Source organism: Pseudomonas sp. S30, from assembly GCF_016518545.1.
Lineage (GTDB): Bacteria > Pseudomonadota > Gammaproteobacteria > Pseudomonadales > Pseudomonadaceae > Aquipseudomonas.
The window spans coordinates 68342-83062 of record NZ_JACVTO010000021.1 but is presented as its reverse complement, the minus strand read 5'-3'; the positions used below and the strand labels follow the sequence as shown (position 1 = coordinate 83062).

Annotated in this window: 14 protein-coding genes; 11 read left to right on the top strand and 3 right to left on the bottom strand. The window is 65.4% G+C overall.

Going from position 1 to position 14721, the window contains the following annotated elements; all coding sequences use genetic code 11:
- Window positions 1-54: 54 nt before the first annotated feature.
- From IAE34_RS20310 to IAE34_RS20295, 4 genes are all read left to right on the top strand, one after another.
- Window positions 55-558, top strand: coding sequence for an ureidoglycolate lyase (locus tag IAE34_RS20310; RefSeq protein WP_200140740.1), 504 nt, complete (start codon window positions 55-57; stop codon window positions 556-558).
- Between the two features lie 57 nt (window positions 559-615).
- Complete coding sequence (locus IAE34_RS20305) at window positions 616-1944, top strand: urate hydroxylase PuuD (protein ID WP_200140739.1); 1329 nt, start codon at window positions 616-618, stop codon at window positions 1942-1944.
- Window positions 1945-2081: 137 nt separating this feature from the next.
- Window positions 2082-3437, top strand: a complete 1356-nt coding sequence (locus IAE34_RS20300; protein ID WP_200140738.1) for a nucleobase:cation symporter-2 family protein — start codon at window positions 2082-2084, stop codon at window positions 3435-3437.
- A gap of 418 nt (window positions 3438-3855) precedes the next feature.
- Window positions 3856-4638 carry an outer membrane protein OmpK gene (locus IAE34_RS20295; RefSeq protein WP_200140737.1) on the top strand — a complete coding sequence of 261 codons (783 nt, stop codon included), beginning with the start codon at window positions 3856-3858 and terminating at the stop codon, window positions 4636-4638.
- Window positions 4639-4683: 45 nt separating this feature from the next.
- Here IAE34_RS20295 and IAE34_RS20290 read toward each other — a convergent pair whose 3' ends face one another.
- On the bottom strand, window positions 4684-5604 hold the full coding sequence (locus IAE34_RS20290; RefSeq protein WP_200140736.1) for a DUF808 domain-containing protein: 921 nt from the start codon (window positions 5602-5604) through the stop codon (window positions 4684-4686).
- A 128-nt stretch (window positions 5605-5732) separates the two neighbouring features.
- Complete coding sequence (locus IAE34_RS20285) at window positions 5733-5891, bottom strand: hypothetical protein (RefSeq protein WP_200140735.1); 159 nt, start codon at window positions 5889-5891, stop codon at window positions 5733-5735.
- Between the two features lie 174 nt (window positions 5892-6065).
- Between IAE34_RS20285 and IAE34_RS20280 the strand changes: the two genes are divergently transcribed.
- A complete protein-coding gene (locus tag IAE34_RS20280) occupies window positions 6066-6677 on the top strand; it encodes a TetR/AcrR family transcriptional regulator (RefSeq protein WP_200140734.1) in 612 nt (203 codons plus the stop codon).
- Window positions 6678-6705: 28 nt separating this feature from the next.
- Here IAE34_RS20280 and IAE34_RS20275 read toward each other — a convergent pair whose 3' ends face one another.
- Complete coding sequence (locus IAE34_RS20275; RefSeq protein ID WP_200140733.1) at window positions 6706-7146, bottom strand: GlcG/HbpS family heme-binding protein; 441 nt, start codon at window positions 7144-7146, stop codon at window positions 6706-6708.
- A gap of 233 nt (window positions 7147-7379) precedes the next feature.
- On the opposite strand from IAE34_RS20275, the gene gcl reads away from it, so the two are divergent.
- The 6 genes from gcl to IAE34_RS20245 all read left to right on the top strand — a co-directional run bounded on the left by gcl (window position 7380) and on the right by IAE34_RS20245 (window position 14689).
- Window positions 7380-9155, top strand: coding sequence for a glyoxylate carboligase (gcl, locus tag IAE34_RS20270; protein WP_200140732.1), 1776 nt, complete (start codon window positions 7380-7382; stop codon window positions 9153-9155).
- 60 nt (window positions 9156-9215) lie between these two features.
- On the top strand, window positions 9216-9998 hold the full coding sequence (gene hyi, locus IAE34_RS20265; protein ID WP_200140731.1) for a hydroxypyruvate isomerase: 783 nt from the start codon (window positions 9216-9218) through the stop codon (window positions 9996-9998).
- An 88-nt stretch (window positions 9999-10086) separates the two neighbouring features.
- Window positions 10087-10971: a 2-hydroxy-3-oxopropionate reductase gene (locus IAE34_RS20260; protein ID WP_200140730.1), complete on the top strand. Its 885-nt coding sequence runs from the start codon at window positions 10087-10089 to the stop codon at window positions 10969-10971.
- 81 nt (window positions 10972-11052) lie between these two features.
- Window positions 11053-12327 (top strand): glycerate kinase type-2 family protein, encoded by a 1275-nt coding sequence (locus IAE34_RS20255; RefSeq protein ID WP_200140729.1) that lies wholly within the window; start codon window positions 11053-11055, stop codon window positions 12325-12327.
- Window positions 12324-13739, top strand: coding sequence for a pyruvate kinase (gene pyk, locus IAE34_RS20250; protein ID WP_200140728.1), 1416 nt, complete (start codon window positions 12324-12326; stop codon window positions 13737-13739). The genes IAE34_RS20255 and pyk overlap by 4 nt, the downstream gene beginning before the upstream one ends.
- A gap of 74 nt (window positions 13740-13813) precedes the next feature.
- Window positions 13814-14689, top strand: coding sequence for an urea transporter (locus IAE34_RS20245; RefSeq protein ID WP_200140727.1), 876 nt, complete (start codon window positions 13814-13816; stop codon window positions 14687-14689).
- Window positions 14690-14721 lie beyond the last annotated feature (32 nt).

Genomic DNA, 14721 nt, shown 5'->3' with positions numbered 1-14721 from the left:
GCTAGCCTGCAGGTAGCCTTGCCTCATCCCTCATAACGAACAAGAGAACCCAGCATGCGTACCCTGATGATCGAGCCCCTGACCAAAGAAGCCTTCGCCGCCTTCGGTGACGTGATCGAAACCGACGGCAGCGACCACTTCATGATCAACAATGGCTCGACCATGCGCTTCCACAAGCTCGTCACGGTGCAGACCGCCGAGCCGGAAGATCAGGCGATCATCAGCATTTTCCGCGCCCAGGCCCTGGAAATGCCGCTGACCATTCGCATGCTGGAGCGCCATCCGCTGGGCAGCCAGGCGTTCATGCCGCTGCTCGGCAACCCCTTTCTGATCGCGGTCGCGCCTCTTGGCGATGCACCTGTATCGGGTCTGGTCCGCGCCTTCCGCAGTAACGGCAGGCAGGGCGTCAATTACCATCGCGGCGTCTGGCACCACCCGGTGCTGACGATCGAAAAGCGGGATGACTTCCTGGTGGTTGATCGCAGTGGTTCCGGCAACAACTGCGACGAGCATTACTTCCCCGAGGAGCAGATGTTGATCCTCGATCCCCACCAATAAGAGAAGGTCGGTCATCACGGGTCCGCAGCCTGCCGGTGACCGGCAGAGGTACATACTGTGGAAGCACATCTTCACGAATGGCTGAACCTGAGCATTCGCTGGGTTCACATGATCACCGGCGTGGCCTGGATCGGTGCATCGTTCTATTTCGTCTGGCTGGAGAACAACCTCAACCGCAGCAATCCGCGTGACGGGCTTTCGGGCGACCTGTGGGCGATCCACGGTGGCGGCATCTACCACCTGGAGAAATACAAGCTCGCGCCACCGAAGATGCCCGATGACCTGCACTGGTTCAAATGGGAAGCCTATTTCACCTGGATGTCGGGTATCGCTTTGCTGTGCGTGGTGTTCTACTGGAACCCGACCCTCTACCTGCTGGCGCCCGGCAGCAGCCTGAGCGGCGCCGAGGGCGTGGCCATCGGCATCGGCTCGCTGATCGCCGGCTGGTTCGTCTACGACCTGCTCTGCGACTCGCCACTGGGCAAGCGCCCTGCGCTGCTCGGCGCCGTGCTGTTCGTGCTGATCATCGCCGCCTGCTGGGGCTTCAGCCTGGTGTTCAGCGGCCGTGGCGCCTACCTGCACACCGGCGCGATCATCGGCACCATCATGGTCGGCAACGTGTTCCGCATCATCATGCCGGCCCAGCGCCAGCTGGTGGCGGCGATCGCTGCCAACCAGACGCCTGATCCCTTGCTTCCGGCCAAGGGCCTGCTGCGTTCGCGGCACAACAACTACTTCACCCTGCCAGTGCTGTTCATCATGATCAGCAACCATTTCCCGAGCACCTACGGCAGCCAGTACAACTGGTTGATCCTGGCCGGGATCGCCGTGGCAGCAGTGCTGGTACGGCACTACTTCAATACCCGTCATGCCAGCAACAAGTATGCCTGGACCCTGCCAGCCGGCGCCCTGGCGATGATCTGCCTGGCCTACGTCACCGCGCCCATGCCGCTGCCCACAGCACCCGAGCAGGCCGCAGCGCCGATCCAGTACCAGCCGCTGCCCGCCAGCGCCGTCGGCGGCAAGACCGCCGCCGAGCACCGCGCCGAGGAAGCTGCCAAGGCGGCGCAGGCGCAGGCACAGGCGGCACCGGCACCGGCCCAGGCCAGCGCCGAGGCCGCGCCCGGCAACTTCGAGGCGATCCATCACGTCATCCAGGAGCGCTGTACCGTCTGCCACTCGGCCAGGCCCACCAGCCCATTGTTCAGCACGGCGCCGGCCGGCGTGATGTTCGACACCCCGCAGCAGATCCAGGCCCAGGCCGCGCGCATCCAGGCCCAGGCCGTGGCCAGCCAGATCATGCCGCTGGGCAACATCACCCAGATGACCGTGGAAGAACGCAAGCTGGTCGGTGACTGGATCGCCAAGGGTGCTGCAGTCAACTGAGATGAGCCCCGGCGAGTGCCGGCGATAGGCAGGCCAGGCGGCAAGCCTGGCCAGGCAGGCGACTGGCAGCCGCTTCCAGTCGCCAATCGCCCAGTGCCCCGCCACCCCCAAAACAAGAACAAGATCCGAGGTGCTGCATGTCCGAGTCATCCCTGGCGCAGAGTCCTGCTGCGCCACCGCGTCAGGCGTTGCCGCTGTTTCAGCTGATCCTGGTGGGGCTGCAACATGTGCTGCTCATGTACGGCGGCGCCATCGCCGTGCCGCTGATCATCGGCCAGGCGGCGGGACTGCCGCGTGAAGAGGTCGCCTTCCTGATCAATGCCGACCTGCTGGTGGCCGGCGTCGCCACCCTGGTGCAGTCGCTGGGCATCGGGCCGGTGGGCATTCGCATGCCGGTGATGATGGGCGCGAGTTTCGCTGCGGTCGGCAGCATGGTGGCCATGGCCGGCATGCCGGGTGTCGGCCTGCCAGGCATCTTCGGCGCGACCATCGCCGCCGGCGTGTTCGGCCTGCTGATCGCGCCGTTCATGTCCAGGGTGGTGCGCTTCTTCCCGCCGCTGGTGACCGGCACGGTGATCACCTCCATCGGCCTGTCGTTGTTTCCCGTGGCGGTCAACTGGGCCGGCGGCGGTCAGCAGGCGACAGCGTTCGGCGCGCCCGTCTACTTGATGGTGGCGGGGCTGGTGCTGGCGGTGATCCTGCTGATCAACCGGTTCATGCGCGGTTTCTGGGTCAATGTCTCGGTGCTGGTGGGGATGGGGCTGGGCTACATCCTGGCAGGCGCCATCGGCATGGTCGATCTCGACGGACTGGGGCGAACGCCCTGGCTGCAGCTGGTCACCCCCCTGCACTTCGGCCTGCCCACCTTCAGCCTGGCGCCGATCCTGTCCATGTGCCTGGTGGTGGTGATCATCTTCGTCGAGTCCACCGGCATGTTCCTGGCGCTGGGCAAGGTGACCGAACGCGAGGTGACGCCCCGCCTGCTGCGCCGTGGCTTGCTGTGCGACGCCGCAGCATCGTTCGTGGCCGGGTTCTTCAACACCTTCACCCATTCGTCCTTCGCCCAGAACATCGGCCTGGTGCAGATGACCGGAGTGCGCTGTCGCTCGGTGACGGCGGTGGCCGGCGCACTGCTGATCGGGCTGAGCCTGCTGCCCAAGGCCGCGTTCCTGATCGCCTCGATTCCGCCGGCGGTCCTGGGCGGGGCGTCGATCGCGATGTTCGGCATGGTCACCGCCACGGGCATCAAGATCCTGCAGGAGGCGGACATCGCCGATCGGCGCAACCAGTTGCTGATCGCCGTGAGCGTCGGCTTCGGCCTGATCCCGGTGGTGCGTCCGGAGTTCTTCGCACAGATGCCGCTGTGGATGGCGCCGATTACCCACAGCGGCATCGCCATGGCGACCCTCAGCGCCCTGCTGCTCAACCTGCTGTTCAACATTCTCGGCGGCGCCGAGCGGGCAGCCCACAACCTGGCATGTGATCGCCACTGAACCCTGGCCGGACCGCGTCGGTCCTGGCCTCGCCGAGTGGCCAGATTCCAAGCGCACTCGGACAACCTGACCGAACGCCCAATTTTGCGACACCCCGCTCCAGGAAGGAGCACTTGAGGCCCGGCGCGCAAGCCAGTAATCTGCGCGCCCCCTCGCTCAGGGCAGACCGGATGCTGCCCGCGTCCACTGACCGCTCAGTCAATGAATTCGGGCGGTTGGTCGATGTTCTGCCAGCCAGCAGCCCCCTTGTTCAACTGTTCAGAACGCTGTCGAGCAGGATGGCCGCGACCAACACCCGATGTTGGCTCGGCACTTGCCAGGGAACTGCGGCCCATGCGTCAAAACTGACCAGACAGACAGAAAAAAAGGCGCCGAAACGAGCGCCGCTACTTATCCAATCAAGGGAGCGAAACATCCAATGCGTATTCTCAACAGCCTGATGCTGGCCGGCGGCCTGCTCACCTGCGCCACCGGACAGGCCGGCGATCTGCTCAACTGGCAGAACAACAGCCTGACCTACCTCTGGGGCAAAAATTTCAAGGTCAACCCCGAGACCCAGCAGACCCTGACCTTCGAGCACGTCGATTCGTGGAAGTACGGGGACAACTTCCTGTTCGTCGACAAGATCTTCTATCAAGGCAAGAAGGACAGCAGCAAGGGCGCCAACACCTACTATGGCGAAATCACCCCGCGCCTGTCGTTCGGCAAGATCTTCGACCAGAAGCTGGCCTTCGGCCCGGTGACCGATGTCTTGCTGGCCATGACCTACGAGTTCGGCGAAGGCGACAGCGAAGCCTACCTGATCGGTCCGGGCTTCGACCTGGCGGTGCCGGGCTTCGACTACTTCCAGCTCAACTTCTACCAGCGCACCACCGATGGCAGCCGGCCGGGCGATCATGTCTGGCAGATCACCCCGGTGTGGGGCTACACCCTGCCGCTGGGCGACTCGGACCTGCTCATCGACGGCTACATGGACTGGGTGGTGGACAACGACCAGAACCGTCGCGGCACCTACCACGCCAACCTGCACTTCAACCCGCAGGTGAAGTACGACCTGGGCAAGGCCCTGCACATGGGCGAAAAGCAGTTGTACGTGGGGATCGAGTACGATTACTGGAGCAACAAGTACGGCATCAAGGACAGCGATGCCTTCACCACCGACCAGAACACCATGAGCCTGCTGGTCAAGGTGCATTTCTGAGGGTGTGGCGGGCTGCTCCGGCAGCCCGCACGGCCTGCGATGCGATCAGTGCGCGGTGGAGGTCCGAAGGCGCGAGACACCGCCCACCACCAGCGCCACCACACACCCGGCCACCGCACCGATCACCCCGAACAGGCCGTACTTGACCACCGGCCCCCAGGCGCCGCTGGCGGCGACAAGCGACTCGATGGCGTGCTCCAGTGGCGCAATGCCTTCGCCGATGAAGGTGCCGCCGACCAGGAACATGGCCAGGGTGCCGATCCAGGACAAGGCTTTCATCAGCAACGGCGCCGCCGACACCAGCCCCCGACCGAGCGCCTTGACGCATCGGCCCCACACACCCTGCGCCTTGGACTTGGCCAGGGCGAAGCCGGCGTCGTCCAGACGAACGATACCGGCGACCAGGCCGTAGACCCCCACCGTCATGAGCAAGGCGATGATGACCAAGGTCAGGATCTGCTGATGCAGCGGGGCTTCGGCGACCACGTTCAGGGTGATGACGATGATTTCGGCGCTGAGGATGAAATCGGTCTTGATCGCGCCCTTCACCTTGCGCTGCTCGTACGCGGCGAGTTCTTCGGGGGTACGCGGCACCGACCGGGTCGAGCGGGCCTGCTCGCCGGAGGGCTCGCGGGCGAACTTGTCCTTGATCGCCTCGAAGCCCTCATAGCACAGGTACAGCCCACCGGCCATGAGCAACCACTTGACCGCGGCGGGCAACACGGCACTGAGCACCAGGGCGCAGGGCACCAGAATGGCCTTGTTGCGCAACGACCCCTTGAACACCGCCCACACCACGGGCAGCTCCCGATCGGCCTTCATGCCGGTGACCTGTTCGGCGTTGACCGCCAGGTCGTCGCTGAGCACGCTCGCGGACTTCTTGGCCGCGACCTTGCTCATCAGCGAGATGTCGTCCAGCAAGGCTGCGATATCGTCCAGCAACGCAAAGAAACTGCTGCCTGCCATGTCCTTTGATCCTTAGTAGAAAACGAAGAGCCTGGCGAACGGCTGCGACCGTTCGCACCACGCATCAGCAACGTAGACCCGACAGTGCTGCAAAGATTGCACCGGACCTGGGCCGGCGCAAGGTCGGCTCAGCGCCGCTGATAGCGGTTCACGCACGCTGTGACCAGCATCGCCACCAGGCAACTGATCCCGATCGTCCAACTGGCGCTCAGCCCCAGGTGCTCGCACACCTTGCCGGCCGCCAGTACGCTGACGAAGATCGCCACGGGCACCATCAGTCTGTTCATCACGCCTCCTGTTTTCGAGGCGGCAGGATACGGGTTCGCTGGCCGGGATGCACCTTGCGTCGTCGCTACGCCGCTGCAGCACTGACCGCCGCACGCAGCGCCACGGTGGGTGCGGGCCTCGTGGGATATTTGTTACCATCGCCGCTCGCAGCCCCATCAGGACCGTCCAGCACCATGAGCACCATTCGCGAGCGCAACAAGGAACTGATCCTGCGCGCGGCCAGCGAGGAATTCGCCGACAAGGGCTTCGCGGCCACCAAGACCAGCGACATCGCGGCCAAGGCGGGCCTGCCCAAGCCGAATGTGTACTACTACTTCAAATCCAAGGAAAACCTCTACCGCGAGGTCCTGGAAAGCATCATCGCGCCGATCATGCAGGCCTCCACGCCCTTCAACGTCGAGGGTGATCCGCAGCAGGTGCTCAGCCACTACATTCGCTCGAAGATCCGCATCTCCCGCGACCTGCCCCACGCCTCCAAGGTGTTCGCCAGTGAAATCATGCACGGCGCCCCGCATCTGTCGCCGTCGCAGGTCGAGCAGCTCAACGAGCAGGCGCGGCACAATATCGAGTGCATCCAGCGCTGGATCGAGCGTGGCCAACTGGCACCCGTGGACCCCTACCATTTGATGTTCAGTATCTGGGCAGCCACGCAGACCTACGCCGATTTCGATTGGCAGATCGCAGCGGTCACCGGCAAGGCAAAGCTGGCCGACAGCGATTACGACGCAGCCGCCGAGACCATCATCCGCCTGGTGCTCAAAGGCTGCGCGCCGGAACCCGCCTGACCTCCTACGCGCTACGGGCGCGAGCGGCTCAGACCACCACGCCGCCATCGGCCAGCAGGCCGATTGACTCGATGGCGCTGATGGCGCATTGCTCGTCGATATCCGATGAATCGCCGCTGATGCCCAGCGCACCCAGCACCGTGCCGTTCTGATCGCGGATCAGCACGCCTCCCGGCGCCGGCACCACCGCGCCGCCACCCAGACCGTTGAGCGCCGCGAAAAACGCCGGGCGCTGCTGCGCGTCCAGCGCCAGCAGGCGCGAACCCTTGCCCAGCGCCACGGCGCCCCAGGCCTTGGCGGTCGCCAGTTGCGGACGCAGCAGGCTGGCGCCGTCCTCGCGCTGCAAGGCCAGCAGGTGCCCGCCGGCATCCAGTACGGCCACCGTCAGCGGGGCCGCGTCGATCCTGCGGCCTGCCGCCAAGGCGGCCAGTACGAGGCTGTTGGCGGTGTGAAGGGTCAATGGGTTCATGGGTGGGTCCTCTTATTGTTGTGCATGGCCCAAGGGGCGATTGAAAATCGTCAATCAATAGAGAACATTATTACATATTTTTGTATACAATATTTTCGACAAAGTTATTATTCCCCCAATTTCCAGGCGGTATGAACGAGAGGTCGAAAGCCATTGACCTACGAAGCCATACCTGAATACACTCGTGAAACACTCAGTTTGTATACAATTACAAAATTAATGAGGCACAAATCATGAGTAAAATGAGAGCAATCGATGCCGCGGTCCTGGTCATGCGCCGCGAAGGTGTCACTACGGCCTTCGGCATTCCGGGTGCAGCCATCAACCCGCTCTATTCCGCCTTGAACAAAGCCGGCGGCATCGATCACGTCCTTGCCCGTCATGTCGAAGGTGCCTCGCACATGGCCGAAGGCTATACCCGTGCCAACCCCGGCAACATCGGTGTGTGCATCGGTACCTCCGGTCCTGCGGGTACCGATATGGTCACCGGCCTGTACAGCGCCTCGGCCGACTCCATCCCGATTCTCTGCATCACCGGCCAGGCGCCCCGCGCGCGTTTGCACAAGGAAGACTTCCAGGCCGTGGACATCACCAGCATCGTCAAGCCGGTGACCAAGTGGGCGACCACCGTGCTGGAACCCGGCCAGGTGCCGTACGCGTTCCAGAAAGCCTTCTTCGAGATGCGCAGCGGACGACCGGGGCCCGTGCTGATCGACCTGCCGTTCGATGTCCAGATGGCCGAAATCGAATTCGACATCGAGGCCTACGCCTCGCTGCCCGTGCACAAGCCGGCCGCCACGCGGGTCCAGGCCGAAAAAGCCCTGGCACTGCTCAACGAGGCCGAGCGTCCGCTGCTGGTGGCAGGCGGCGGCATCATCAACGCCGATGCCAGCGAGCGGCTGGTCGCCTTCGCCGAGCTGACCGGCGTGCCGGTGATCCCGACCCTGATGGGCTGGGGTTGCCTGCCCGACGACCACCCGCTGATGGTCGGCATGGTCGGCTTGCAAACCTCGCACCGCTACGGCAACGCCACCTTGCTCGAGTCCGACCTGGTGCTGGGCATCGGCAACCGCTGGGCGAACCGCCACACCGGCTCGGTGGAGGTGTACACCGAGGGCCGGCGGTTCATTCACGTCGACATCGAGCCGACCCAGATCGGCCGAGTGTTCACCCCCGACCTGGGCATCGTCTCCGACGCCGGTGCCGCGCTGGAGGTGTTCATCGAAGTGGCCCGCGAATGGCAGGCGGCCGGCAAGCTCAAGTGCCGCAAGGCCTGGTTGCAGGACTGCCAGCAGCGCAAGGCCAGCTTGCAACGCAAGACCCACTTCGACAACGTGCCGGTCAAGCCGCAACGGGTCTACCAGGAGATGAACCAGGTGTTCGGCAAGGACACTTGCTACGTCAGCACCATCGGCCTGTCACAGATCGCCGGCGCGCAATTTCTGCATGTGTACAAGCCACGGCACTGGATCAATTGCGGCCAGGCCGGGCCGCTGGGCTGGACGGTGCCGGCGGCCCTCGGGGTGGTCAAGGCCGATCCCGCGCGTCAGGTGGTGGCGCTCTCGGGCGACTACGATTTCCAGTTCATGATCGAGGAGCTGGCGGTGGGTGCCCAGTTCAACCTGCCCTATGTACACGTACTGGTGAACAACGCCTACCTGGGCCTGATCCGCCAGGCCCAGCGTGGCTTCGAGATGGACTACTGTGTTCAACTCGCCTTCGAAAACATCAATGCCAGCGAGGCCGGCAGCTACGGCGTGGACCATGTCGCGGTGGTCGAAGGGCTGGGCTGCAAGGCGTTGCGGGTGTTCGAACCGGGCGAGATCGCCCCGGCTCTGCGCAAGGCGCAGCAGATGGCCGAACAGTTCCGGGTGCCGGTTGTGGTGGAAGTGATCCTTGAGCGCGTCACCAACATTTCCATGGGCACCGAGATCAATGCGGTGAACGAATTCGAGGACCTGGCGCTGGTCGGCAACGACGCCCCCACCGCCGTCTCGCTGCTCGATTGACCGTCGACACCCCTGCCGCGCCAGGCAGCCCCCCCCTTTTGCTTGTGCAAGGAGATCGCCATGCCACGCTTCGCCGCCAACCTGTCCATGCTGTTCACCGAGCAGGACTTCCTGGCCCGCTTCAAGGCCGCCGCCGATGCCGGCTTCAGCGGCGTGGAGTACCTGTTCCCCTATGACTTCGGCGCCAGCGACATCAAGCGCGAGCTCGACGCCCACGGCCTGACACAGGTGCTGTTCAACCTGCCGGCTGGCGACTGGGCTGCGGGTGAACGGGGCATCACCTGCCTTCCGGAGCGGGTCGAGGAATTTCGCGCGGGGGTGGACAAGGCCATCGAGTACGCCAAGGTGCTGGGCAACACGCAGGTCAACGCTCTGGCGGGGATTCGCCCGCAAGGTGTGGACGACGCCCGCATTCGCCAGACCTTCGTCGACAACCTGCGCTATGCAGCTCAGAAGCTGGAAGGTGCCGGCATCCGCCTGGTCATGGAAATGATCAACACTCGCGACATTCCGGGGTTCTACCTCAACACCACCGAGCAGGCGCTGGCGATACAGGCCGAGGTGGGCAGTGCCAACCTGTTCCTGCAGTACGACATCTACCACATGCAGATCATGGAGGGGGATCTGGCGCGCACGCTGGAGGCTCACCTGGGGCTGATCAACCACGTGCAGCTGGCGGACAACCCAGGTCGACACGAGCCAGGCACCGGGGAGATCAACTACCGCTTCCTGTTCGAGCATCTGGACCGCATCGGCTACAAGGGCTGGATCGGCGCCGAATACAAGCCCAAGGGCACGACCGAGGCGGGACTGGGCTGGCTGAAGACCCACAACGTCGTGTGACACCGCCCGCTTCGTGGGTGAGCCCGCGCCCAAGGCAGTCGTGGCACCTGCTTCATCGAGATTCGACAATAACAACGAGGTATCTCACATGGCCAAGATCGGTTTCATCGGCACCGGCATCATGGGCAAGCCCATGGCCCAGAATCTGCAGAAGGCGGGCCACAGCCTGTTCCTTTCGAGCCACCATGCCGCCGCGCCCGCCGAGCTGGTGGCGGCAGGCGCAGTAGCGCTGGCCACCCCTGCCGAGGTGGCGCAAGAGGCTGAATTCATCATCGTCATGGTGCCGGACACGCCGCAGGTGGAAAGCGTGCTGTTCGGCGAGCAGGGCGTGGCCGAGGGCCTGGGCCCGAACAAGGTGGTGATCGACATGAGTTCGATCTCGCCCACCGCGACCAAGGCCTTCGCCGAGAAGATCGAACGCGGCGGCGCGGCGTATCTGGACGCTCCGGTGTCCGGTGGCGAAGTGGGCGCCAAGGCCGCCACCCTGAGCATCATGGTCGGCGGACAGGCCCAGGCCTTCGAGCGCGCCCTGGCACTGTTCCAGGCCATGGGCAAGAACATCACCCACGTGGGCGGGAGCGGCGATGGCCAGACCGCCAAGGTGGCCAACCAGATCATCGTCGCCCTGAATATCCAGGCAGTGGCCGAGGCGCTGCTGTTCGCGGCCAAGAACGGCGCGGACCCGGCCAGGGTGCGCGAGGCGTTGATGGGCGGCTTCGCCTCGTCGAAGATCCTCGAGGTGCACGCCGAGCGAATGATCAAGGGCACCTTCGATCCAGGCTTTCGCATCAACCTGCACCAGAAGGATCTCAACCTGGCCCTGCAGGGCGCCCGCGAGCTGGGCATCAACCTGCCCAACACCGCCAACGCGCAGCAGGTGTTCAATACCTGCCAGGCCCTGGGCGGCGGCAACTGGGACCACTCGGCGTTGATCAAGGGCCTAGAGCACATGGCCGACTTCTCCATTCGGTAGACGCCACGCACGGCAGGCGACCAGTTCGACACTGGCCGCTTGCCGCGGCTTTCCTCTCATTTGAAACTCACGGAGCCCGCCATGTCGGTCGATCCGCAAACCCTGCTGCGCGCGCTGCTCGACACCGCCATCGCCGCCGCCCATCCCGCCCAGGTGCTGGAGCCCTGCCTGCCCACCGACAGAAGCGGTCGGGTCATCGTCATCGGTGCCGGCAAGGCCGCGGCGGCGATGGCCGAGGTGGTCGAGAAACACTGGCAAGGCGAGGTCTCGGGGCTGGTGGTCACCCGCTACGGGCACGGTGCCTGTTGTCGCGCGATCGAAGTGGTCGAGGCCGCGCACCCGGTCCCCGACCAGGCCGGTCTGGACGTCGCCCGGCGCATGCTGGCGATGGTCAGCGACCTGAACGAGGGCGACCAGGTCATCTGCCTGCTGTCCGGGGGTGGTTCGGCGTTGCTGGCGTTGCCCGCGCCGGGCCTGACCCTGGCCGACAAGCAACAGGTCAACAAGGCGCTGCTACGCTGCGGCGCCACCATCGGCGAGATGAATTGCGTGCGCAAGCACCTCTCGGCGATCAAGGGCGGGCGCCTGGCCAAGGCCTGCTGGCCGGCGACCGTGCACACCTACGCCATTTCCGACGTGCCGGGCGATCTGGCCACGGTGATCGCCTCGGGGCCTACGGTGGCCGACCCCAGCACCTCGGCCGAGGCGCTGGCGATTCTCGATCGCTATGCCATCGACGCCTCCCAGAAGGTGCGCGACTGGCTGCGCGATCCAGCTTCGGAGACGGTGAAGCCTGGCGATCCAGCCCTCTCGCGCAGCCATTTCCAGCTCATCGCCAAACCCCAGCAGTCGCTCGAAGCGGCGGCCGTGAAAGCGCGCCAGGCCGGTTTCAGTCCGCTGATCCTCGGCGATCTGGAGGGCGAAGCGCGCGAGGTAGCCAAGGTGCATGCCGGTATCGCCCGACAAATCGTGCTGCACGGCCAGCCGCTGAAGGCACCCTGCGTGATCCTCTCTGGCGGCGAAACCACGGTGACGGTGCGCGGTAACGGACGTGGGGGCCGCAACGCCGAGTTTCTCCTGAGCCTGACCGACAGCCTCAAGGGCCTGCCAGGGGTCCATGCCCTGGCCGCCGACACCGACGGTATCGACGGCTCGGAGCACAACGCCGGCGTGGTCATGAGCCCTGAGACCTTCGCCCGCGCCCAGGCCAAGGGCCTGTCGAGCAGCGCCGCGCTGGACGACAACGACGGCTACGGGTATTTCGCCGCCCTCGACGCCTTGATCGTCACCGAGCCGACGCGTACCAACGTCAACGACTTTCGCGCCATCCTGATCCTCGAGGCCCCGCACCCATGACGCCCGACAAGAAAGTGAAGATCCTCGCCACCCTCGGCCCGGCAGTGGACAGCAGCGAGCACATCCGCCAACTGGTGGAGGCTGGCGTGAACCTGTTTCGCCTGAATTTCAGCCACGGCGAGCATGCCGACCACGCCCGGCGCTACCAGTGGATCCGCGAAGTGGAGCACCAGCTCAACCGCCCACTGGGCATCCTCATGGACCTGCAAGGACCGAAGCTGCGAATCGGCCGTTTCGCCGAGGGCAAGGTACAGCTGCAGACCGGCCAGACGCTACGCCTGGACCTGGATGAAACGCCAGGCGATGCGCGCCGGGTCAATCTGCCGCATCCGCCGATCATCGCCGCCCTGGAGCCGGGGATGGACCTGCTGCTCGACGACGGCAAGCTGCGCCTGCGGGTGACTGCCAAGCATCCCGAGGCCATCGATACCGAAGTGCTGGCCGGTGGTGAACTGTCCGACCGCAAGGGCGTCAACGTGCCCCAGACCCTGCTGGATTTCTCCCCGCTCACCGAGAAAGATCGTCGCGACCTGGCTTTCGGCCTGGCCCTGGGCGTGGACTGGGTGGCGCTGTCGTTCGTGCAACGGCCCGATGACCTGGTGGAGGCGCGGCAGTTGATCGGCGAGCGGGCCTACCTCATGGCCAAGATCGAGAAGCCTTCGGCGGTCACGCAATTGCAGGCGATCGCCGAACTGTCCGATGCGATCATGGTGGCCCGTGGCGACCTCGGCGTGGAGGTACCGGCCGAACGCGTGCCGCAGATCCAGAAGCGCATCATCGCCACCTGTCGGCAGCTGGGCAAGCCAGTGGTGGTGGCCACGCAGATGCTCGAATCGATGCGCTTCGCGCCGGCGCCGACCCGTGCCGAGGTCACGGACGTGGCCAATGCCGTGGCCGAAGGCGCCGATGCAGTGATGCTGTCGGCCGAGACCGCCTCGGGCGACTACCCGCTGCAAGCGGTGCAGATGATGAGCAAGATCATCCGCCAGGTGGAGAACGGGCCGGACTACCAGGCCCAACTCGACGTGGGTCGGCCGAAGGCCGAAACCACGGTGTCGGATGCCATCAGCTGCGCGATCCGCCGTATCAGCGCCATCCTGCCGGTGGCGGTGCTGGTCAACTACAGCGAGTCGGGCGCCTCGACCCTGCGCGCTGCCCGCGAGCGCCCGGCCGCGCCGATCCTCAACCTGACCCCCAACCTGCGCACCGCTCGCCGGCTGAGCCTGACCTGGGGTGTGCACTCGGTGGTCAACGATCGCCTGCACCAGGTCGACGAGATCTGCTCCACGGCGCTGGAGATCGCCCAGGCCCAAGGCATGGCCTGCCGCGGCGACACCTTGCTGATCACCGCCGGTGTGCCGTTCGGCACGCCGGGGACCACCAATACCCTGAGGATCGAGACCCTGATCTAGCTGCGCTCGTGACACCCGTATCAGCGAACCCAAGGCCCGCAGAGGCCCACCATTCTTCTTTTTTCCAGACTGCCATGTACACCAGAGACAGCGTCAACCCGTGCCCCGACTGGGCCACGGCACTGCTCAACGGCTTCAGCCAAGTGCTGCTGCTGCGCAACCCCCTGTGCGGCCTGTGCTGCCTGCTGGCGATCCTGTTCAGTGCCCCGCAGCTGGTCGGCGGCGCCCTGCTCGGCGCGCTCGCCGGTCTGCTCACGGCCCAGGGACGGGGCTACCCACGCAGCGACCGGCAGGCCGGCCTGTACGGCTACAACGGCGTGCTGATCGGCCTGCTGATGAGCGCGGCACTGCCCTGGACGGTCATCCTGCCAGCCGCGATCCTGGCGGCGGGCGGCCTGTCGAGCCTGCTCACGCATCACTGGCGCAGACGCGGCGGTGCCCGGCTCACGGTCTACACCGCACCCTTCGTGCTGCTGGGCTGGGCCACCCTGGCGATCGCCCCGCTGGCACCCGGCCTGGAAGCAGAGGGCAACTCGGTTCATGGCGTACTGCGCGGACTAGCGCAGGTATTCGTGCTGGACACCCCTCTGGCTGGCGCGCTGATCGCGCTGGGCCTGCTCATCGCTCATCCCTATGCCGGCCTCTGGGCGCTGCTGGGCTCGACCCTGGGCGGCGGCGCCGCGCTGCTGGCCGGTCACGGCGAGGCGGCGGCCATGGGGCTGTACGGGTTCAATAGCGCCCTCGCCGCTCTGGCCTTCAGCCGCCAGGGCGAGCGGCCCCACAAGACCCTGCTCGCGATTCTACTGGCGCTGCTGGTGCAGGCGCTGTTCGCGCGTGCGGCGCTGCCGGCGCTCACCGCGCCCTTCGTCATCGCCTGCTGGCTGATGCACCTGGGCGAGTACCTGACGCCTCTGGGACGACGACGCGGCGCGCCGCGCTTGCACGGCTGACGGCCAGGCCATAGGCTCAGCCGCTACGCCTT

Excerpts from the sequence above, each read along its gene's own strand:
- pyk (WP_200140728.1), top strand. The coding sequence starts at position 12,324 with ATGACGCCCGACAAGAAAGTGAAGATCCTCGCCACCCTCGGCCCGGCA.
- IAE34_RS20300 (WP_200140738.1), top strand. The coding sequence starts at position 2,082 with ATGTCCGAGTCATCCCTGGCGCAGAGTCCTGCTGCGCCACCGCGTCAG.
- IAE34_RS20295 (WP_200140737.1), top strand. The coding sequence starts at position 3,856 with ATGCGTATTCTCAACAGCCTGATGCTGGCCGGCGGCCTGCTCACCTGC.
- IAE34_RS20280 (WP_200140734.1), top strand. The coding sequence starts at position 6,066 with ATGAGCACCATTCGCGAGCGCAACAAGGAACTGATCCTGCGCGCGGCC.
- hyi (WP_200140731.1), top strand. The coding sequence starts at position 9,216 with ATGCCACGCTTCGCCGCCAACCTGTCCATGCTGTTCACCGAGCAGGAC.
- IAE34_RS20285 (WP_200140735.1), bottom strand. The coding sequence starts at position 5,891 with ATGAACAGACTGATGGTGCCCGTGGCGATCTTCGTCAGCGTACTGGCG.
- IAE34_RS20245 (WP_200140727.1), top strand. The coding sequence starts at position 13,814 with ATGTACACCAGAGACAGCGTCAACCCGTGCCCCGACTGGGCCACGGCA.
- IAE34_RS20290 (WP_200140736.1), bottom strand. The coding sequence starts at position 5,604 with ATGGCAGGCAGCAGTTTCTTTGCGTTGCTGGACGATATCGCAGCCTTG.
- IAE34_RS20275 (WP_200140733.1), bottom strand. The coding sequence starts at position 7,146 with ATGAACCCATTGACCCTTCACACCGCCAACAGCCTCGTACTGGCCGCC.
- gcl (WP_200140732.1), top strand. The coding sequence starts at position 7,380 with ATGAGTAAAATGAGAGCAATCGATGCCGCGGTCCTGGTCATGCGCCGC.
- IAE34_RS20310 (WP_200140740.1), top strand. The coding sequence starts at position 55 with ATGCGTACCCTGATGATCGAGCCCCTGACCAAAGAAGCCTTCGCCGCC.
- IAE34_RS20260 (WP_200140730.1), top strand. The coding sequence starts at position 10,087 with ATGGCCAAGATCGGTTTCATCGGCACCGGCATCATGGGCAAGCCCATG.
- IAE34_RS20255 (WP_200140729.1), top strand. The coding sequence starts at position 11,053 with ATGTCGGTCGATCCGCAAACCCTGCTGCGCGCGCTGCTCGACACCGCC.